Source organism: Lysinibacillus capsici (assembly GCF_020217405.1).
Taxonomy (GTDB): Bacteria; Bacillota; Bacilli; order Bacillales_A; family Planococcaceae; genus Lysinibacillus; species Lysinibacillus capsici.
In genome coordinates this window covers 3,919,845-3,939,336 of record NZ_CP084108.1, presented here as the reverse complement: position 1 = coordinate 3,939,336, position 19,492 = coordinate 3,919,845, and the positions used below count along the sequence as shown (strand labels likewise).

Below are 19,492 nucleotides of genomic sequence, written 5' to 3'. Positions count from 1 at the left end.
ATAAAGGCAATCTGATATTCAGATTGCCTTCATTGTTTGTAGTGTTCGCAAGGTACAGGCCATTTTTAGCAGAACAGCATCCTCAAAGTATTGCGGATCATAGCCTGTTAATTCCCTTATTTTATTTAAACGATAAGTAAGTGTATGTCGATGAATATTCAATTGCTGAGCACAATGCTTTAGCTGTAAATTACAATCAAAAAACGATTGTAATGTTTCCAATTGTTTAGCGTCTAAATTTTTGAGTACACGACGGTAAAATGCTTGTACCTCCTCCGATTCACGAGGTTTAAAAAGGGAATATAACTCGACATCTTCAAAAAACGTCAATTCATTATGGATGGCAGCAAATTTTAGAGCTGTTCTGGCACCTTGGTAGCTATAGGGAAGCTGAGATAAATGCTGAACCACAGGCCCTACACCAATTTGAAGGGAGGGAAGTTTCTGCTTCTGCTTACGCAGTGCTTTTATAATAGGACGGCAATTTTGCTCCATACAACTTGTTAGTAGGATATAGTATTCCTGTAATTGGCTATGACCAGCAAGAATAGGCTGTTTGTAAAATAGATCCTCAAAAAAGAAAGGTATTGTATTTTCTGCGTAGGATGCTTCATTTAAGCTCACTAAAATCACCTGAAAAGGGCCCGAAAGAGCAAATGGTAATTTCTGAATCCGTTCAGTTAAGGTTCCGTCTAGCTTACTTCCATGAACGAGTGCTTCAAATATGTAATCGTTATTCTTTCGTTGCCATTCGCTTTTAGATTCAACAATCGCTTGATGGGCCATAATCTCTGTTGTGAGTTGAACGAGATTAGCAATTTCAAGCATATCGTCTGAATCTCCTGTAATACCTATAACACCTACAACCTCATCTTGATACATAATTGGCATATTGATGCCTGGTTTTGTGTTTGGATAAAGTGCTATATTTTCCTCATTTATAATTAGAGTCTCTTTTGTCTGTGCTACATATAGTGCACCTTCATGAATATTTTCCACCCTCATTTTATCTCCAGAAGCTAAAATGACCCCACTTGGGCTGATAACATTAATATTGTGACGCAAGCGCAACATCGTTTGATGGACGATGTCTTCTGCTAATTTTTTTGTCAACATGTTTATACACCTCGCATAAAAAACAGCCTGTTATATGACAGATAAATTGTACACTTATTATAATGTTTTCTGAATTTATTGTCATTATAATAAATTGTAAGCGCTTAACTTAGGGATATGAAAATTTACGTAAATGTCAATGGACGACATAAGTGGAGGTATAACATGAAAGTTATCATTAGTCCAGATTCCTACAAGGGTACTCTGTCAGCAGTTGAAGTAGCAAAGGCAATGCAAAAAGGAATCTTAGATGTGGATCATTCAATTGAAACAATTATACTACCAGTGGCAGATGGTGGTGAAGGTACACTGCACTCACTTATTGCCTCTACAGATGGTCGATATTGCTCAGCAACTGTGCTTGATCCATTGGGAAGAGCTATCCAGGCTCAATATGGTGTACTGGGCGATCAAGTAACCTGTGTAATAGAGATGGCTCAAGCATCTGGTATTATGCTGTTACAAGAAAATGAGAAAAATCCTGAACTAGCTACATCTTATGGCACAGGACAATTAATTAAAGCCGCACTTGATCAAGGTTTTAGAAAATTTATTATTGGCATTGGTGGAAGTGCTACAAATGATGCGGGTACTGGTATGTTACAAGCATTAGGTGTGCGATTCTTAACATCGGAAGGGTTGGAACTTGAGGCTGGTGTTTCTAACCTTATGCAATTAGATGGCATAGATATGAGTCTACTAGATACTAGATTAGCAGAAGCAACATTTACGATTGCCTGTGATGTGGATAATCCGCTTATTGGTGAACGAGGAGCCACTGCCATCTTTGGTCCACAAAAGGGTGTTCAAAAACACCAGGTGGCAGAATTTGATCGTTGTTTAAAGCATTTTGCAGATATTGTTGAAGCTCAATTTACTATACGATTACATGATTATAAAGGTGCGGGAGCCGCTGGGGGAATGGGGGGTGCATTAATCGCTTTTTTAAAAGGAACCTTCCATGCAGGAATTGATCTTGTGCTGGACGCTGTACAGCTTCAGGCTCATTTAGCAGAAGCACAGTTAGTGATAACGGGTGAAGGGAAATCGGATCTCCAAACATTACATGGTAAGGCACCATTAGGTGTAGCGAGAGCTGCAAAGCAAGCGAATGTAGAGTCGATGCTGCTGTCTGGAGGAATTGATACAAAGGCAAATGCAGCATTACAAGCGTATTTTACAGTTGTTGAGTCATTGGTAGATGAAGAGATTGGTATGCAGCAGGCAATGCAAGAACCTGCTCACTTTATTCGGTTAAAAACAAGAAGAATGATAGAGCGTTACTTACAAAAGGGGGATGACTAGATGTTGTTCATTATTATATTAATAGGGGTATTATTTGTTGTCTTAGGAACGGCTAAGTTAAAGCTTCATCCGTTTTTAGCTTTATTAATCAGTGCTTTCTTCGTGGGCATTGCTTCAGGTATGCCATTATTGACAGTAGTGGAAAGTATTAATACTGGATTTGGAGGCTTGATGACAAGTATTGGTTTAGTCATTATTGCTGGTACTATTATAGGCTTAATATTAGAAAAATCAGGTGCTGCTTATCGAATGGCAGAAGTAGTGTTAAGAATTGTAGGACCTAAACGTCCGCAATTAGCGATGTCTTTAATTGGCTATATCGTATCCATACCAGTATTTTGTGATTCTGGCTTTATTATTTTATCTAGCTTGCAAAAATCATTAGCAAAGCGAGCCAATGTTACGATTGCATCTATGGCAGTAGCTTTAGCAACTGGCTTATTTGCGACGCATGTATTAGTACCACCAACTCCAGGGCCTATTGCAGCAGCAGGAAATATTGGCGCAGCTGATTATTTAGGAACAGTCATTGTCATTGGTTTACTAGTCGCGATACCAGCGACATTCGTAGGTTATCTATGGTCAGTAAAAGTGGCGACAAAAATTCGCGTTCCTGAAGATGAGGTAGAGGCATTAGATTATGAGGAAGTCATTAAATCCTTTGGTAAAATGCCCTCAACATTTAAAGCATTTTTACCAATCGTTCTGCCGATTGTGTTAATTGGTTTGGGTTCTATAGCAGCATTAGTTGGTGATACGGAATCGACTTTCAATACCATCTTTAAATTCTTAGGTTCTCCAACAGTGGCCTTATTTTTAGGTGTAGCAGCAGCCTTTTTATTATTACCTGAAATCAATGAAACGACATTAACAGGTTGGATTGGCGAAAGTCTAAAAGAAGCAGCACCAATTTTACTTATAACAGGGGCTGGTGGTTCGTTTGGAACTGTTATAAAAAATGCTGGTGTTGGAGAAATGCTTCAAGAAATGGATTTAGGTATGTTTGCCTCAGGTACATTATTCCTTCTTGTGCCGTTTATAGTAGCAGCAGCGTTGAAAACGGCTCAAGGTTCTTCCACAACAGCTCTTGTGATTACATCTACTTTAGTAGCCCCAATGCTTGTGACATTGGGAATTGATGGAGCGGTACCATTAGCATTAGTGGTGATGGCAATAGGTGCAGGAGCAATGACAGTTAGCCATGTGAATGATAGCTTCTTTTGGGTGATTACGCAGTATAGTGGTATGGAAGTAACACAAGCCTATAAAGCCCAAACGGTGGCCACATTACTCCAAGGGCTTGTGAGCATTATTATTACGATGATTTTATGGTGGATATTTGTTTAAAGTAAAAGGAGAGCAGCCCATGGCTAGCTCTCTTTTTGTATAATAGGAAAATAGAGAGGAAGTTAGTAGATGAAAAAAATAATAGTATTACTCCTTTGTATTTTTTTATTAGCTGGCTGTAACGAGGCAGTCAAGACAGAGAAAATCCTAGTAACAGCTGGTCATGAAATGCAGGTTCATTTTATTGATGTAGGACAGGGGGATTCTATACTGATTGAATCACCAAGTGGTAAAACGATGCTAATAGATGGGGGAGTGAAGGGCGCAGGGCAACAGATTGTCTCTTATTTAAAAGAGCTTGGGATAAATAAGCTTGATATTGTAGTAGCAACACATCCAGATGCTGATCATATTGGAGGGCTTATTTCTGTATTAGATAACATGACGATTGAGCAATTTTATGATTCGGGAAAAGTACATACATCGCAAACCTTTGAAGAGATGCTGACACGTATCGATGAAAAAAATATTCCTTATCATGTGCCAAAAATCGGCGATGATATCGAATTTGATAAGGATGTAAATGTGAAAGTTTTAAATGCCAATGATCAGGCTACAGACAATAACGATGCCTCGATTGTCTTAAAAATGACTTATGGGAATGTCTCTTTTTTATTGACAGGAGATGCGGGAGTGGCATTAGAAAAGGAAATGTTGCAGTATGATGTGAAAGCAACAGTTTTAAAAGCGGGACATCATGGCTCTAACACAAGTAGCTCAGAGGAGTTCATACAGGCTGTAAAACCAGAGGTCACGATATTAAGTTATGGAGAGGATAATAAGTATGGACATCCACATGCAGAAATTGTGGACCGTTTGCAGGCTATTGGTAGTAAAATCTATGCCACTGCGGATTTAGGAACGATTACGGTGTCAACAGATGGGGTAAACTATACGGTGAACGGTAAGGAAACTTCTAGTGTAGCAACTGGTAATATACGATCTAAAGAAGAAGAACCGACAACAGCTATTGAAATCGTTAGCAAGGATCTAGTTACTGAAATTGTAGGAATTAAAAATAGTGGACAACACGCAGTATCTTTAAAAGATTGGCAGCTTATTTCAATTGAAGGGCATCAAGTTTATAATTTCCCTAACCTTTCTTTACAGCCAGGGAAAACGATTTATATTACTAGTGGAACCAATGCGCGGGAAGGGCAAAATTATTTGAAATGGACAACTAAACAAATATGGTTAAATGATGGAGATGCTGCGCAATTACGCAATGAGAAAGGGGAACTTGTAAGTGAGCTTGAGTAAATACACATTGGATCGTATTGAAGATGGCTATGCGGTTTTTTTAAAGTTTCCAGCAGAAGAGGAACAACTCATTATTTCACAGTCAGCCATGAACAAGCCTGTGCAAGTAGGTGATCGTGTTCAGATAGAAGAAAAAGATGGTATTTACCATATAGAAATTTTACAAGAAGAAACACTACAAAAAAGAGCAGACCTTCAGAGTTTAATGAACCGTTTGCGTAATAAACATAATTAATAGAAGACAAGCTGTGAAGATTTGACGCACAGCTTGTTTTTAGATAGAGGAATTGTACGTAATTAGTTATCCTAAATATTTTGAAAATATGCTAAAATAGTAGTATTAATCAGGAGCTAGGAGCGGACAAAAATGTCGATAAATACAATTATTTTTGATTTAGATGATACACTACTATGGGATAAAAAATCAGTCAAAACTGCATTTGAAAAAACATGTGACTATGCAGCAACAGTACATAATGTGAATCCTGCTGAGCTAGAGGAAGCTGTTCGCCGAGAGGCACGTGCTTTATATGAGAGTTATGAAACATATGATTATACGGTATTAATTGGTATCAATCCATTTGAAGGTCTATGGGGAACGTTTGACGACTCGACGGATTCCTTCCAAAAAATGAAAGAAATTGTGCCTAGCTATCGTGCAGCGGCTTGGACAAAAGGGTTAGCTGCTCTAGGTATTGAAGATACAGCGTTTGGAGAGGAACTGGGAGAGCGCTTTGTAGCCGAGCGTAAAGTAGCGCCATTTTTATACGAAGATACTTTTGCAGTGTTAGATGAATTAAAAGGAAAATATCAGCTTGTATTGCTTACAAATGGCGCACCAAGTTTGCAAAATTTAAAGCTAGAAATCACACCAGAAATTGCCCCATATTTTGATCATATTATTATTTCAGGTGACTTTGGTAAAGGGAAGCCGGACGCATCTATTTTTGAGTATGTGATGGAGAAAGCAGGTATTACAGCGGACGAGGCAATTATGGTTGGCGACAATCTTAATACTGATATTTTAGGATCATCTCGTGTGGGAATGCGCAATGTATGGATTAATCGTGAAAGCAATATCGCCAACGGGGCTGTGACACCTACCTATGAGGTGGACTCTTTGACAGCGTTGTTGGAGCTTGTAAGTAAGCTATAGTAAAAAAATGTACTGATCCTTCATGGAGGCAGTACATTTTTTGTTAAAAATAGACATTCAGTCCAAGGTATAAACATGTAAAAGCTATCCCTATACAAACCTGAACAAGAGCGCTAGCTATTAAGTAACCCTGAGGTTCACCTGCCTTTTTACGATAGTAGATTTGCATAAAGGAGTAGAGTGAAAAAAGGCCATAAATAATTGTTGCATGAATAGTATGCTGTACAAGATAGATACCAAATGAAATACCTCCAAACAATACGAGCATGATGGCATTGGCAATGGCATGCTCAACTGTCGCAGCGAAAAAGCGACGTTCTGTATAAGGCATTCTTTTTTTAGCAATCCATAGGATGAAATGCATAAGTAGGATGAAAATGTTCCCTAAAATCAGTTTCTTCGACCGTTTCTCATCATAAAAATAGCGTAAAGAGTCAATTGATTCTTCAATCAGAAAGGCTTGCTGGGTTTCAACATTGAAGAAAATCTTGTTATTGAGTACCTTCCATTTCTCTTGTGTATGGTCATTATAGAGAATCAAAATATCATAGCTAGTACCACTTTTCCATTGACTAGCGGATATTGTTATAGGAGAAGCGTTGTCCCAATTTTGTTGTAGCTGTGTAATAGCCTTTGAATGAGCATAGCATTGCTGAGGAACATAAAGGCAAGAATCCTTTGCTATAAAGGTTTCCTTGTTCAGATTCTCCTTTAAGTAGACTCGTTGGATGGCTTTGGAGGAATCCATTGTCGTAGGAGAATCAGTCGGACGTTGAACAAAAGTTAAAATTAGGAAAGAAAGAACTACCATAAATAGCAATGTTACAGATGGAATTTTCCATTTATTTTTTGATAGTTGTTTATTAATTACTGAAGGCTCTGTCATATTGCGTAATATTATTTTTTCCTGCTGATCAGATAACGTTAAATCATCTAAGTGTTGCCATGTCTTCTTATCATTCTTCATCCATCTCACCTCCTAGCTGTTTTTTTAATGCGACGAGTGCTCGTTTTAATGTGTTTTTTACTTTCCCCTCATTCCAGCCAAGAATATTGGAGGTTTCCTCAATGGATAGTCCCTCTATTTTGCGCAGAATAATCACATCACGATAGGTAATTTTTAGTTTTCGAATGGCAAGATACAGTATTTTGGCATCTTCTCGTTGCATCAGCCATTGATGAGGAGAAGGTGATACTTGTTCTTCATGCTGTTGTAAAAAAGGAACAAACTGAATGATCCTTTTTCGACGATAATGATCATAGGCAAGGTTACGCGCAGTGCACCGTAACCAAGCAAGATCAGCCCCTTCTTTTATTGTTTGATGATGTTTCAAATAACGGACAAAGGTTTCCTGTGTATAATCCTCCGCTAATTTTTCGTCATTTAGTAAGTAATATAAGTATTTAAAAATGGTGTGATTATGTAAGTAAAATATTTCTTCTATGTTCAAGCTGTGCACCTCCTTTTCTTTAAAGACGAAGAACCCACAGAAAAGTATCATTTTCCCAAAATAAAAAGCAGAGAGTAGAGACTCCCTGCTTCTTGCTATTATTAATTATAGGTTAATGGCTTTTACCTCATCAATGTTTTCAAGCTGTGCCACAAAAACTAAATCTTCTTCTGTTACAACATTATCAACCGTTAACATCATAACCGCTGTACCACCAACCTGTGCACGACCTACCTGCATTGTCGCGATATTAATTTCTTTTTCTGCAAGCTTTGTTGCTACACGACCAATTGCACCTGGTTTGTCAGTATTTTTAATGTAAAGAAGGTGGCCTTGTGGAATGACGTCTACAACATAGTCCTCTACTTTTACAATGCGTGCACCTAAACCGTTTAATAGTGTACCCGCTACAGTATGTGTTTCGTTAGCAGTAGTAATTTCAATAGTAATTAAGCTTGTAAAGCCTTTTGCTGTTGTTGTTTTGTGCTCATTAATTTTCATACCAATACGTTCAGATAAGTAACGAGCATTCACATCATTGACATGATTACCGTGATTTTTAGACAGTAAACCTTTTAACGCATTTGAAGTTAATGGACGAACATCATAGTTTGCTACTTCACCTGCATAAGATAGGTTGATTTCTTTGACTGGCTCAGTTGTCACTTGTGATAGGAATGAACCAAGTTTTTCAGCTAATTCAAAGAAAGGCTCAACTTGTGCAAGAAGCTCTTTAGGTATTGATGGCATGTTTACTGGATTTGTTACAGTACCTGTTTTGTAAAATTTAATGATGTCATTTGATACGTCAACCGCTACAGATTCTTGTGCCTCGATTGTAGATGCTCCTAAGTGAGGCGTTGCGATAACTTGTGGTAAAGTCAGTAGCTTATGATCTGTTGCTGGTTCAGAAACAAATACGTCAAGAGCAGCTCCAGCCACTTTTCCTGCTACGATTGCATCGTATAAATCGTCTTCATTGATGATACCGCCACGTGCACAGTTAATAATACGTACGCCATCTTTCATCATCGCAAATTTATCTTTATTAATAAGGTTGCGAGTTTCAGGTAGAAGTGGTGTATGAACTGTAATGAAATCAGCAGCTACACAAATTTCTTCAACTGTTGCTTTTGTTACACCTAATTCTTTAGCACGTTCATCTGTTAGGAATGGGTCGTATGCCATAACATTCATACGTTGACCTTTTGCACGATAAGCTACTTCAACACCGATTCGACCAAAACCTACAACACCTAAAGTTTTATTTTTTAGCTCCACGCCAACATAAGATTTGCGATCCCATTTGCCATTTTTTAATGTATTAAAAGCTTGTGGAATATGACGGGCAAGTGAAGTCATCATCGCAATTGTATGTTCAGCAGCTGAGTTTGTATTACCATCTGGTGCGTTTACCACGATAATGCCGTGTTCTGTAGCAGCAGCAAGGTCAATATTATCGACACCAACGCCCGCACGACCAATTAATTTTAAGCTTTTAGCTGCTTCAATTACTTCACGTGTTACCGTTGTTTGAGAACGAACAAGTAATACATCTACATCTGCAATTTTAGCGATTAATTCTTCTGGTGCTAGTCCTGTGTCTACAATAATGTTTAAATCTAAATCTTGTTCCTGACGTAATGGGAAAATACCATCCTCACTTAGTGGATCAGCGATAAATACGTTAATAGTTCTTGTTTTTGTTGCAGTAGTCATTATAATTAGCTCCTTTTTTATCATAATTGGTTATGGCTTTATCTACGACAGTCTGAAATTTGTAAAATTCGAACATCTTACAGCATACAAACAATCTCCTTTCTAAATCGAAAACAATATAAAAAGCCTTCCACGCCTTACAAACACAATTAGTGTGTTGTAAGGGGCGAAAGGCTGTATAAACTTTGGTTCGCGGTACCACCCTTAATCACTGCTGGAAAATTTATTCTGGCAGTCTTAGCTATATGCGTAACGTGCATGAGACGGATAAGCTTACTTTTAAGTTGTTCAGCCTATCTATTCAGGAGTGGAACTATTATCGTAGAAATCACTGATTTGCACCAACCATCAGCTCTCTTTGGATTTTCTTGCGACTAGTGTGTCTCCGTCGTTATATTTTTTGTGATTAAATTTGTTAACATCATAATCCCTATTGTTCACCTTTGTCAACGATATTTCTTAAAAACTTTAAAAATACTGACTTCAAAAGTCTGAAAAATAACTAAAAACGAATATTTTGTATATAATTTTTAATTATTGTTCGTCTTTTTGGGAAGTACAATGAAAGCGCTAACGATATTTGCAAAGTCCGATAGTATCAAGTTTCTGTGTAGTTTTAGCATGAAAAATTATATGGGAATTAAATGGAATAAAATAGAGGGTTTATCCATGGATTTGTTCTAAGAAAGCGAACGTTTTTGTTTGTCACAATTTAGACAAAAATATAAAAAGTAGAAGGTAAACAGACTGTGAGAGAAGAATGTTAGTTAAGGATGATTGATTTGGGGGTGTAAGAATGAAGTACGATGTTGCAATAGTTGGTGCTGGTCTTGCAGGATTAGTCGCAGCTTGTGAATTAATCGATGCAAAGAAAAAAGTTCTTTTAGTAGATCAAGAGCCTGAAAATTCAATCGGAGGACAGGCATATTGGTCTTTTGGTGGAATATTTTTAGTAAATTCTCCAGAGCAACGAAGGCTTGGAATTAAAGATAGTAAGGAGCTTGCATGGCAGGATTGGCAAGGAACTGCAGGCTTTGATCGCTTAGAAGATGAGGATTCCTGGGCGTATAAATGGGCAAGAGCATATGTTGATTTTGCTGCAGGTGAAAAATACGACTGGTTAAAGTCAAAAGGTATAAAGTTTTTCCCTGTTGTTGGATGGGCAGAGCGGGGAGGCTCGTTGGCAGGAGGGCATGGCAATTCAGTACCTAGATTTCACATTGTCTGGGGTACAGGTCCTGGCATTGTAAAGCCATTTGTAGATAAAGTAAAACAGGCTATGAAAGAAGGGTTTATAGACTTCAAGCCAAGACATCGTGTGGATGAATTTGTGCAGCAAGAAGGGGAGATTACAGGAATTAGCGGAACGGTGCTAGCTGAAACCTTTATTAATCGAGGTGAAAAAAGTTCGAGATTAGGAATCGGTGAATTTTCCTACCAAGCGAAAGCTGTGATTGTAGCAAGTGGTGGCATTGGGGCAAATTTTGATTTAGTGAGAAAAAATTGGCCTGCTCGATTAGGGACACCTCCAAAAAATATGGTATGTGGTGTACCAGCTTACGTTGACGGAAGAATGCTAGAGATCACGGAACATGCCGGGGGACGCATTGTAAACCGTGATCGCATGTGGCATTACACAGAGGGTTTAAGAAATTGGGATCCGATATGGCCCAACCATGGAATTCGAATATTGCCTGGGCCCTCCTCCCTGTGGTTTGACGCAGAGGGGAATCGTTTTCATGCACCCAACTTTCCAGGGTTTGATACACTCAGTACGTTAGAGGCGATTCAAAAAACAGGTTATGACTATTCCTGGTTTATTTTAACGGAGAAAATTATTGAGAAAGAATTTGCTTTATCTGGCTCAGAGCAAAACCCAGATTTAACAAACAAAAGCATTGGTGATGTTTTAAAACGCATTTTACCAGGCCCACCTGCTCCTATCCAAGCTTTTAAAAATCACGGAGAGGATTTTGTAATTGCACATGATCTAAAGGAACTTGTAGATGGAATGAATAAACTTGCTGGGAATGAGCTACTTGATTTCATGAAGATTAAAGAGCAAATCTTGGCCAGAGATCGGGAAATGGACAATAAGTTTACGAAGGATTTGCAAGTAAACGCTATTCATGGAGCAAGAAATTATATTGGCGATAAATGGGTGCGTGTTGCCAAGCCACATAAAATTTTAGATACCAAAAATTGGCCTTTAATTGCTGTTCGCTTAAACATTCTAACAAGGAAAACTTTAGGTGGCTTGCAAACAAATTTAAATGGTGCTGTTTTGGGCATGGACGGTCAGCCGATTCCTGGGTTATATGCAGCTGGTGAAGTAAGTGGTTTTGGTGGCGGTGGTGTCCATGGCTACCGTGCTTTAGAAGGGACATTTGTTGGTGGCTGTTTATTTAGTGGACGTCAGGTAGGACGTTATTTAGGACAAGGATAAAGTGCATAATGAAGAGCATCGTCTTGATGAACGATGCTCTTTTTAAATGGATTGATAATGCTGAAGATTACTATGCTGAGGTTTTGAGCGGAAATCTCATAGCGATGCTTACCTTAATTAAATTATGAAAGGGATTAACAATTTGATTTTTGAACCTCTGCAATCTTAGCAATTTGTTCTTCAACTTGTTCCTTTGTCCAACCGTTTTCCTCCACGAAAAAGTTGCATTCTGCGCGGCGACAATCATCTGAACAGCTTCGCATGTAAAATGCCTCATGTTTTTCTTCACAAAGCATTAGCTTATGACACGCTGGGTTTGCACAGTTTGTGTATCGTTCAGAAGGCTCCCCAGTGAAATAATCCTTCCCAACAATGACATGTTCCACCTGATTAATCGGTACACTTCGACGGCGGTCAAAAACAAACATTTGACCATCCCATAATTGACCTTTTACTTCAGGATCTTTCGCATATGTAGCAATACCGCCGTGTAATTGACCTACGCTCTGACCATAGCCCTCGCGTTTTAGCCAACCAGAGAATTTTTCGCAGCGGATACCACCTGTACAATAAGTTAAGATTTTTTTATCGGCAAACTCTTCTTTATGTGCCTCCATCCAAGCAGGTAGGTCACGGAAGTTTTCGATATCTGGTCGAACAGCACCTCGGAAATGACCCAGATCATATTCATAGTCATTACGGGCATCGATGATTACTGTGTTGTCATCTTGCATCTGTTCCATAAATTCTTTAGGTGTTAAATAATCACCTGTGATTTCTAACGGATTGATATCCTGTTCTAAACCGAGGTGAACAATTTCTCGACGAGGACGTACATGCATTTTTCTAAAGGTATGCCCTTCAACCTCATCAATTTTCCACATAATATCACTAAAACGAGCATCTGCCTTCATATGGTTCATGTAAGCATCTGTTTGCTCAATGGTACCTGATACAGTTCCGTTAATACCTTCGTAACCTACTAAAATACGACCAAGAAGCCCTATCTCTTTACACAATGCTAAATGTTCTTCTGCGAACGCTTCAGGATCTTCAATCGTAATATATTTATAATAAAGTAATACACGATAGTCTTTTTGTGTCAAAATACGTTACCACCTTTATCTCGATATTCGTCCTTTAATATAGCATAACAGGAGCAATTTTGCTTAGAGAGAAGGAGTTTTCTAAAAAAACACGAATTATACATAGTGAATGACTATTCATATTTGGGGGTTATAGAGATGGAATTTTCAACGATTACATTAGAAAAATTAGAGCGTCGAGCAACCTTAACATTGAATCGTCCACAGGCGATGAATGCAATGGATGATGTCATGATGCGTGAACTTGCAGAATGCTTTGAGGCTCTACAGCAGGAAAAAGATATTCAGGTGCTTGTTATTCGTGGAGAAGGAAAGGTCTTTTCTGCGGGTGGTGATATAAAAGCAATGCTAGATGAAAGCAAACCACTGAATATTGATGAGGCAATGGTTTATCTGACACGTATCGTGAAGGCATATTATCAGCTACCAATGATTGTGATTGCAGCGGTTCATGGTGCATCAGCAGGTTTAGGATTTAGTCTAACACTAGGGGCAGATATTATTGTAGCCTGTGAAAATAGTAAACTTGCTATGAATTTCATTGGAATTGGACTGATTCCAGATGGGGGCGGTCATTTCTTCATGAAGGAGCGTGTAGGTACTGTTAGAGCGAAACAAATGATATGGGAGGGTAAGGTATTAACAGCAAAAGAAGCATTAGATGCAGGGTTAATTGATTATATTGCACCAGAGGGCACTGTATTTGCAATGGCAGATCAGCTGGTGGGGAAAATGCTTGCATCCCCGATTTCTTCCATGATTACAACGAAAAAAATTCTACATGCACAAAATATGCCACAGCTAGAAAATATCTTAGCATTAGAGGCTGAGGGCCAGTCTGCAATGCGTAAAACAACAGATCATGTCGAGGGCATTCATGCATTTGTAGAGAAAAGAACGCCTGTCTTTGTAGGCAAATAAAAATAATAAAAGGCGCGTAGCAAACCATTGACTACGTGCCTTTTATTAGCCACTAAACATGGAATAAAATTAATTTACCAGAAGCGTTTACAAGACGATGAGTTTTATCGGCAACACCTTTTTCCTCAACTTGTTGTTGTCCATTTAGTTTAGCAGCCTCATCATTTTCAAAAGTCCAAGTTTCATCAAACAATGTTTCCCCTGTTTTTTCAAAAGCTGTAAAACGATAATTCTCCATAAAGACCCCACCCTTTTTACTTGAATATATTTCTATTATACATAGAAGATTTATAAACTTCACGGTAAAACTAGTGAATTTTTTGATAAATTACGAAAATTGTGGAAAAAGTAAGGCGATGTTGTTTTTTTCTGTAATAGCATTTTTCATCAAACATGAGTTATGATAAAATAGAACAAATATTCGGTTTCGATTAATCAACATATTATTACTTTGGTTTGCACTAAAGAGAGAATTATCTACTATTTGAGGTGATTGGATGTCAGCAATTCGTTTTTTCCATATGGCAGATTTACATTTAGATAGTCCATTTAAGGGCTTATTTGGTCTACCCGAACCCATTTTAAAGAAAATACGGTCAAGCACTTTTGAAGCTTTTGATAAAATTATCCTTAAAGCGATTCAGGAAAAACCTGATTTTTTACTTATTGTTGGGGATATTTATGATGGTGAAAATCGTAGCTTGCAAGCACAACGTAGATTTCAAGATGCAATGGAGAAGCTTTTTCAACACAATATCCCTGTCATTGTAAGCTACGGAAATCATGATCATTTAAATGGCACATGGACACGTTTTGCTTTACCAAGTAATGTCTATGAATTACCAGCTGAAACGAGTGTAGTTCAATTAAAAATACGGGGTCAACAAGTGAATATATATGGTTTTAGTTATCCTGAACGTCATTTAAAGGCATCCGTTATTGAAAGCTATCCAACTGCACATGATCAGCATGCCATTCATATTGGTATGCTTCATGGCAGTGAGGCAGGCAATACGACACATGATGTGTATGCCCCTTTTACAAAGCAACAGTTACTTGAAAAGAACTATCATTATTGGGCGCTTGGCCATATTCATAAACGACAGCTTTTACATCAAAACCCTCCAATTGTTTATCCAGGCAATATTCAAAGTCGACATCGTAAAGAACAAGGAATGAAAGGCTTTTATGATGTGACGTTATCCAAAACATCGACTAAGCTTGAATTTATCTCTACTTCTGCTGTCGTCTATAGCACCATAGAGGTGGATTGTACGAATGTGGTACACGCCAATGAATTATTGAAGAGATGTGCAGAAGCGATTACAGCCAATAGGAAGAAGTATGGCGCAGCGGTAGTAGAGCTTCATTTGCAACATATTGACGAACAAACGGAAGCTTTATTTGAGCATGCAACAGTAGATGCATGGTTAGAGACTATTCGAGAGGCTGAGGAAGGTATTGAGCCAATGTGTTGGGTACAAAAAATGGTGTTGCAAAAGGCATCGAGATTTTTAGAGCATACAGCAACAACTCAATCCGTTGTGAGCTTGATGGAGCAATGGGACAGCGATGAATGGAAGGATATTCTAAAAGATTTGTACCAATATGCTGGTGGCGCGAGGCTAATAGAGCCACTTAGTGAAAAGGAAATTGAGAACTTAACCAATCGTGCACAGACATTATTAGCAGAAGAAATTCAAAGGGCGTGATTACATGCTGACAATACAGAAAATCCAAATTTATGGCTTTGGTAAGCATGAAAATATCTCCATTTCGTTAAATGATGGTGTCACTATTTTTTATGGATTAAATGAAGCAGGAAAAACGACGATACAGCAGTTTATACTACAAATGCTTTTTGGTTTCCCAACAAGGCAGCAGATACAGCGCAAATATGAGCCGAAAATTTCTACGAAATATGGAGGTCAGCTGACACTTTTACACCCTATTTATGGTCAATGTACAGTTGAACGTGTGAAAGGAAAGGCTGCTGGTGATGTTACTGTCTACCTAGAGGATGGAACAACGGGGCATGAGGAGTTGTTAGTAAAGCTTTTATATGGTTATTCTAGGGCATCCTTTGAAGCCATTTTTTCTTTTTCACTGCATGAACTACAAGGTATTGAAAAAATGTCTGAAGAGGAGCTAACCCATTTGCTACTTGCCTCAGGTACAACAGGTATTCAGTATTTATCCACTCTTGAAAAGAAAATGGATAAAGAGGCTAGTGAGCTGTTTAAAAAAACAGGTAAAGTGCCATTGATTAATCAAAAGATTGAACAACTAAAGCAGCTTGAGCGGACAATTAAACTGGAGCAGGGGAAGATTCAAACCTTTGAGGATAAATTACAGCAATTACAATTACTTGAGCAAAAGCTAGAACAGCTATTTGGTAAGCAGAAACGGCAACAGCAACAATGGCAGCAATTAACTATTCAAAAACAAGCACTTCCTCTTCTCAAGCAGCAACAGACATTGCAACAGACAATGACCAATTTTCAACATGTTCAGTTTCCATCAGAGGGTATCAGACGGTATGAGCAAGCAAAGGATCGTCTGTTACATGAAAGTCAACAATTGATGCAATTAAAGGAGCAGCATCAAACATTACAGGAGAAAATACTTGTAACAGTGGATGAGCAAAAGGTCAATGAAATGGCTTACCTTATGCAAAGAGAGGCAACGTGGCATCAGCTAATGGTGAAAGAGCAAAATTTACAGGATGATCTATTTTTGCTCGAACAAGAAATTGAAGCACAGTTTCGTTTACTAGGTGTAACAGAGAAAGAAGCACAAGAAAATCTTTTGAACGAAACAGTATCACTCCAACAGGAGCAACAATTTCAGCTTCAATTAAGTAAATTAGAGGAGGCGGAGGAAGAGCTAAAATTTCATCTACGTTCACTAGAGCAAGTACACCTAGAATTAGGTGCAATAGCCAAACAGAAGCAACAGCTAATGCATGAGTCATTAACAAGTGAGGAAGAACATATTTTAGCACAATGGCCTCAACAAAAGCGGAGGCTTGAGCAATTACGTGTTGCCAAATCGCAACGAAGTAAGCAGAAGAAACCTCATGACTTTATCTGGCTTGTACTACTGATTGGCTTCTTGTCGTTTGCTTATGGTGTATTTGAAAAAAACATAATTGTAATCCTAATTGGAGCAGTTTTATCATTGCTATCCTTTTTGTTTATTCGATATGTTAAGCAAGCAGATGAACCTACTAATAAAGAGCACAGCATCCTCCTACGGGAGTTAGAGCAAGAGGAATTAACAGTACAAGCAGTTCTTATTAAGAAGCAAAGATATGAAGATCGCTTGTTACACATCAATGAACAGCAGAAAGAAAAGGAGCAGCAATATACTTCTCTTGAATATAAAATTCAACTAACGGAGGTGGAGAGTGAAGAAGCCACTCAAACACTCCAGCATTTTTTAAAGCGTTATCGCTTACAAGGAACGATAGCCAGATCGCTAATGCCCGAATTATTTATGCGTATTCGTGGTGTACAAGAATTAGCAGCTAAAAGAAACAGTACCTCAAGTCTGTTGCAAGAAACGCAGGTAGAAAAAAACAGCATTTATGAGCAGCTTCAGCGGGTTTTAGATGGAGCCTATGATGAACATGAAATTTATATGCATTTACGAACAGCCTACCTTGAAGCACAACAGCAACAGCAGCAAGCTCAGCATGCAAAAGATCAGCTAGCAAGCGTCCAAATAAAAATAGAAGGTGGACAATCAAGAATGGATCGTTATACTGCTGAAATGTCCGAGCTATTCAAAGAAGCAAAGATCCAAAATGAACAGGCATATTATGAAATGCATGAGCAATTTGAACAGAGAAAAAAAATTGAGGGAGAATTGCAAACCGTTCAGGCTCAATTATCTTCACTCGCTCTTCAACAGAAGGAAAATCTGATGGAGGACTCTGTTAACGAGCGCATATTTGCTTTAGAACAAGAGCAGCAATCATTGCAACTAGAAATTGATCAGTGTCTGGAACAACGTGCTGCTTTGCTAATGGAAAAAGAGCAGCTATTAAATGATGAAAAGTATGGTCAATTACTTCAACAGTTTGAGCAGGAGAAAACAGAATTGCATCAGTTAATTGAGCAGTGGGCAACTAAAAAAGCGGTGGCGACAGCTATTCATGAAACCCTATTCCGTCTTCGTGAAGAAAAATTACCTCATGTCCTTCAAGAGGTAAATGCTGTATTCCGTTTACTAACAGGAGGAAACTATGACAAACTTTCGATTCATGAGGATGGTTACTTTGTAGCACAGGATGCTGCAGGAATACGTTATCAAATGGTGGAGTTGTCACAGGCTACCAAAGAGCAAGCTTATATTGCATTGCGAATGGCTCTAGCAAAAACCCTAGTGAGTGCTGCTCCATTTCCAATGATTATGGACGATCCTTTTGTCCATTTTGATCGAAACCGCACAGACAAAATGGTACAATTAATGAAAGAAGTAGGATATGAGCGTCAAATTTTGTATTTTACTTGCCATGACACAATGCTCAACTATTGGAAGAAAGAGCAGATTGTCGATATAGGAGCATTAGCAAACGAAAGGGGAGTGGCGTCAACATGAAAGGGATTACGACGCTCCAAGTTGGAGAAGTAGTTGATCAATTTTTATTAATAAAACAAGCGACAAAAGGGGTTACAACCGTTGGAAAGCCATTTATGTCGCTAATATTACAAGATAAGAGTGGGGATATAGAGGCAAAGCTATGGGACACGAATGAGGATCATGAAAAGACGTACCATGCGGAAGCCATTGTACGTGTTGGTGGAGAGATTCATGACTATAGAGGAAAGAATCAATTGCGTATTAAATCTATCCGTGTTGCTAAGCCAGAGGAAGGAATTGCTATTCATGATTTAGTGCCTTCCTCTGCAACACCAAAAGAACAACTATATGAAGAATTAACGCAATTTTTCTTTGACATTAAAAACCCTAATATCTCACGAATTACAAGAGCAGCAATTAAAAAACATCAAGAGGCTATTTTAGTTTTTCCAGCAGCGACTAAAAATCATCATGACTATGCGTCAGGTTTATTAGATCATATGGTCTCCATGCTCAAACTAGGTAAAGCCATTGCTGATCTATATCCAACATTAAATCGTGACTTATTATATGCTGGGATTATTTTACATGATGTAGGCAAGGTTGTAGAGTTATCAGGCCCAGTTGCCACTATGTATACAGTGGAGGGGAATTTATTAGGCCATATTACAATTATGGTAAATGAAATTGCTAAGATTGCTAGTGAGCTTGAAATTGAAGGGGAGGAAGTCATGCTGTTACAGCATATGGTATTGTCTCACCATGGGAAAGAAGAGTGGGGTAGCCCGAAAAAACCTATGATTCAGGAAGCAGAAATTTTGCATTATATCGATAACATTGATGCAAAGATGAATATGTTAACAAGGGCATTAGGTAAAACGACACCTGGCGAATTTACAGAGAGACTCTTCCCACTTGATAATCGTTCATTCTATAAGCCTACTATATAAAAAGCAGTATCAATCAGCTCTTAAACTGACATTGCTGTATAGCTATTCATTATTAATTTCTCTGAGTCTAAGTATTCATATATTTACTAATAGTACCTAACTATTGTACCAATGTGAATATTTAATTT

The 19,492-nt window shown here is 38.3% G+C and carries 16 protein-coding genes and 1 other annotated feature; of the genes, 10 read left to right on the top strand and 6 right to left on the bottom strand.

The genetic code is table 11. From position 1 onward, the window contains the following. Window positions 1–18: 18 nt before the first annotated feature. Window positions 19–1,116, bottom strand: a complete 1,098-nt coding sequence (locus tag LCP48_RS19490; protein ID WP_004230798.1) for a CdaR family transcriptional regulator — start codon at window positions 1,114–1,116, stop codon at window positions 19–21. Between the two features lie 165 nt (window positions 1,117–1,281). Between LCP48_RS19490 and LCP48_RS19485 the strand changes: the two genes are divergently transcribed. From LCP48_RS19485 to LCP48_RS19465, 5 genes are all read left to right on the top strand, one after another. Beyond that, complete coding sequence (locus tag LCP48_RS19485; protein WP_004230796.1) at window positions 1,282–2,421, top strand: glycerate kinase; 1,140 nt, start codon at window positions 1,282–1,284, stop codon at window positions 2,419–2,421. Next, a complete protein-coding gene (locus LCP48_RS19480) occupies window positions 2,422–3,768 on the top strand; it encodes a GntP family permease (RefSeq protein ID WP_004230795.1) in 1,347 nt (448 codons plus the stop codon). A 69-nt stretch (window positions 3,769–3,837) separates the two neighbouring features. Further along, the gene (locus tag LCP48_RS19475; RefSeq protein ID WP_225340467.1) at window positions 3,838–5,028 is read left to right on the top strand and encodes an MBL fold metallo-hydrolase; all 1,191 of its coding nucleotides are present in this window, start codon (window positions 3,838–3,840) and stop codon (window positions 5,026–5,028) included. Further along, window positions 5,015–5,263: a DUF3006 domain-containing protein gene (locus tag LCP48_RS19470; RefSeq protein ID WP_004230793.1), complete on the top strand. Its 249-nt coding sequence runs from the start codon at window positions 5,015–5,017 to the stop codon at window positions 5,261–5,263. The genes LCP48_RS19475 and LCP48_RS19470 overlap by 14 nt, the downstream gene beginning before the upstream one ends. A 132-nt stretch (window positions 5,264–5,395) precedes the next feature. Then, entirely contained in the window at window positions 5,396–6,184 is a 789-nt protein-coding gene (locus LCP48_RS19465; protein ID WP_004230791.1) for an HAD family hydrolase, read from the top strand. Window positions 6,185–6,227: 43 nt separating this feature from the next. Here the strand turns inward: LCP48_RS19465 and LCP48_RS19460 are convergent, their stop codons facing one another. From LCP48_RS19460 to serA, 3 genes are all read right to left on the bottom strand, one after another. Beyond that, window positions 6,228–7,151: a hypothetical protein gene (locus LCP48_RS19460; RefSeq protein WP_225340466.1), complete on the bottom strand. Its 924-nt coding sequence runs from the start codon at window positions 7,149–7,151 to the stop codon at window positions 6,228–6,230. Then, window positions 7,141–7,644 carry an RNA polymerase sigma factor gene (locus tag LCP48_RS19455; protein ID WP_225340465.1) on the bottom strand — a complete coding sequence of 168 codons (504 nt, stop codon included), beginning with the start codon at window positions 7,642–7,644 and terminating at the stop codon, window positions 7,141–7,143. Before LCP48_RS19455 ends, LCP48_RS19460 begins: the two co-directional genes overlap by 11 nt. A gap of 96 nt (window positions 7,645–7,740) precedes the next feature. Further along, window positions 7,741–9,354: a phosphoglycerate dehydrogenase gene (serA, locus tag LCP48_RS19450; protein WP_009373435.1), complete on the bottom strand. Its 1,614-nt coding sequence runs from the start codon at window positions 9,352–9,354 to the stop codon at window positions 7,741–7,743. Window positions 9,355–9,513: 159 nt separating this feature from the next. Beyond that, window positions 9,514–9,755: a binding site (T-box leader), on the bottom strand. 395 nt (window positions 9,756–10,150) lie between these two features. Between serA and LCP48_RS19445 the strand changes: the two genes are divergently transcribed. After that, complete coding sequence (locus LCP48_RS19445) at window positions 10,151–11,800, top strand: FAD-binding dehydrogenase (RefSeq protein WP_202342636.1); 1,650 nt, start codon at window positions 10,151–10,153, stop codon at window positions 11,798–11,800. Between the two features lie 134 nt (window positions 11,801–11,934). On the opposite strand, the gene trhO is transcribed toward LCP48_RS19445, so the two are convergent. After that, entirely contained in the window at window positions 11,935–12,906 is a 972-nt protein-coding gene (trhO, locus tag LCP48_RS19440) for an oxygen-dependent tRNA uridine(34) hydroxylase TrhO (RefSeq protein WP_216486857.1), read from the bottom strand. A 138-nt stretch (window positions 12,907–13,044) separates the two neighbouring features. Between trhO and LCP48_RS19435 the strand changes: the two genes are divergently transcribed. Beyond that, window positions 13,045–13,827 (top strand): enoyl-CoA hydratase, encoded by a 783-nt coding sequence (locus tag LCP48_RS19435; protein WP_004230780.1) that lies wholly within the window; start codon window positions 13,045–13,047, stop codon window positions 13,825–13,827. 52 nt (window positions 13,828–13,879) lie between these two features. On the opposite strand, the gene LCP48_RS19430 is transcribed toward LCP48_RS19435, so the two are convergent. After that, window positions 13,880–14,065, bottom strand: coding sequence for a YhzD family protein (locus LCP48_RS19430; RefSeq protein WP_004230778.1), 186 nt, complete (start codon window positions 14,063–14,065; stop codon window positions 13,880–13,882). 259 nt (window positions 14,066–14,324) lie between these two features. Here LCP48_RS19430 and LCP48_RS19425 point away from each other — a divergent pair, with 259 nt between their 5' ends. From LCP48_RS19425 to yhaM, 3 genes are read left to right on the top strand one after another with little or no spacing between them, the layout of a single operon-like run. Continuing rightward, complete coding sequence (locus tag LCP48_RS19425) at window positions 14,325–15,539, top strand: metallophosphoesterase family protein (protein WP_202342638.1); 1,215 nt, start codon at window positions 14,325–14,327, stop codon at window positions 15,537–15,539. Window positions 15,540–15,543: 4 nt separating this feature from the next. Next, the gene (locus LCP48_RS19420) at window positions 15,544–18,432 is read left to right on the top strand and encodes an ATP-binding protein (protein ID WP_225340464.1); all 2,889 of its coding nucleotides are present in this window, start codon (window positions 15,544–15,546) and stop codon (window positions 18,430–18,432) included. After that, window positions 18,429–19,364, top strand: a complete 936-nt coding sequence (gene yhaM, locus LCP48_RS19415; protein ID WP_004230771.1) for a 3'-5' exoribonuclease YhaM — start codon at window positions 18,429–18,431, stop codon at window positions 19,362–19,364. The genes LCP48_RS19420 and yhaM overlap by 4 nt, the downstream gene beginning before the upstream one ends. Window positions 19,365–19,492 lie beyond the last annotated feature (128 nt).

Excerpts from the sequence above, each read along its gene's own strand:
- LCP48_RS19475 (WP_225340467.1), top strand. The coding sequence starts at position 3,838 with ATGAAAAAAATAATAGTATTACTCCTTTGTATTTTTTTATTAGCTGGC.
- LCP48_RS19445 (WP_202342636.1), top strand. The coding sequence starts at position 10,151 with ATGAAGTACGATGTTGCAATAGTTGGTGCTGGTCTTGCAGGATTAGTC.
- LCP48_RS19490 (WP_004230798.1), bottom strand. The coding sequence starts at position 1,116 with ATGTTGACAAAAAAATTAGCAGAAGACATCGTCCATCAAACGATGTTG.
- LCP48_RS19435 (WP_004230780.1), top strand. The coding sequence starts at position 13,045 with ATGGAATTTTCAACGATTACATTAGAAAAATTAGAGCGTCGAGCAACC.
- yhaM (WP_004230771.1), top strand. The coding sequence starts at position 18,429 with ATGAAAGGGATTACGACGCTCCAAGTTGGAGAAGTAGTTGATCAATTT.
- LCP48_RS19420 (WP_225340464.1), top strand. The coding sequence starts at position 15,544 with ATGCTGACAATACAGAAAATCCAAATTTATGGCTTTGGTAAGCATGAA.
- LCP48_RS19465 (WP_004230791.1), top strand. The coding sequence starts at position 5,396 with ATGTCGATAAATACAATTATTTTTGATTTAGATGATACACTACTATGG.
- LCP48_RS19480 (WP_004230795.1), top strand. The coding sequence starts at position 2,422 with ATGTTGTTCATTATTATATTAATAGGGGTATTATTTGTTGTCTTAGGA.
- LCP48_RS19430 (WP_004230778.1), bottom strand. The coding sequence starts at position 14,065 with ATGGAGAATTATCGTTTTACAGCTTTTGAAAAAACAGGGGAAACATTG.
- LCP48_RS19460 (WP_225340466.1), bottom strand. The coding sequence starts at position 7,151 with ATGAAGAATGATAAGAAGACATGGCAACACTTAGATGATTTAACGTTA.
- serA (WP_009373435.1), bottom strand. The coding sequence starts at position 9,354 with ATGACTACTGCAACAAAAACAAGAACTATTAACGTATTTATCGCTGAT.
- LCP48_RS19425 (WP_202342638.1), top strand. The coding sequence starts at position 14,325 with ATGTCAGCAATTCGTTTTTTCCATATGGCAGATTTACATTTAGATAGT.
- LCP48_RS19485 (WP_004230796.1), top strand. The coding sequence starts at position 1,282 with ATGAAAGTTATCATTAGTCCAGATTCCTACAAGGGTACTCTGTCAGCA.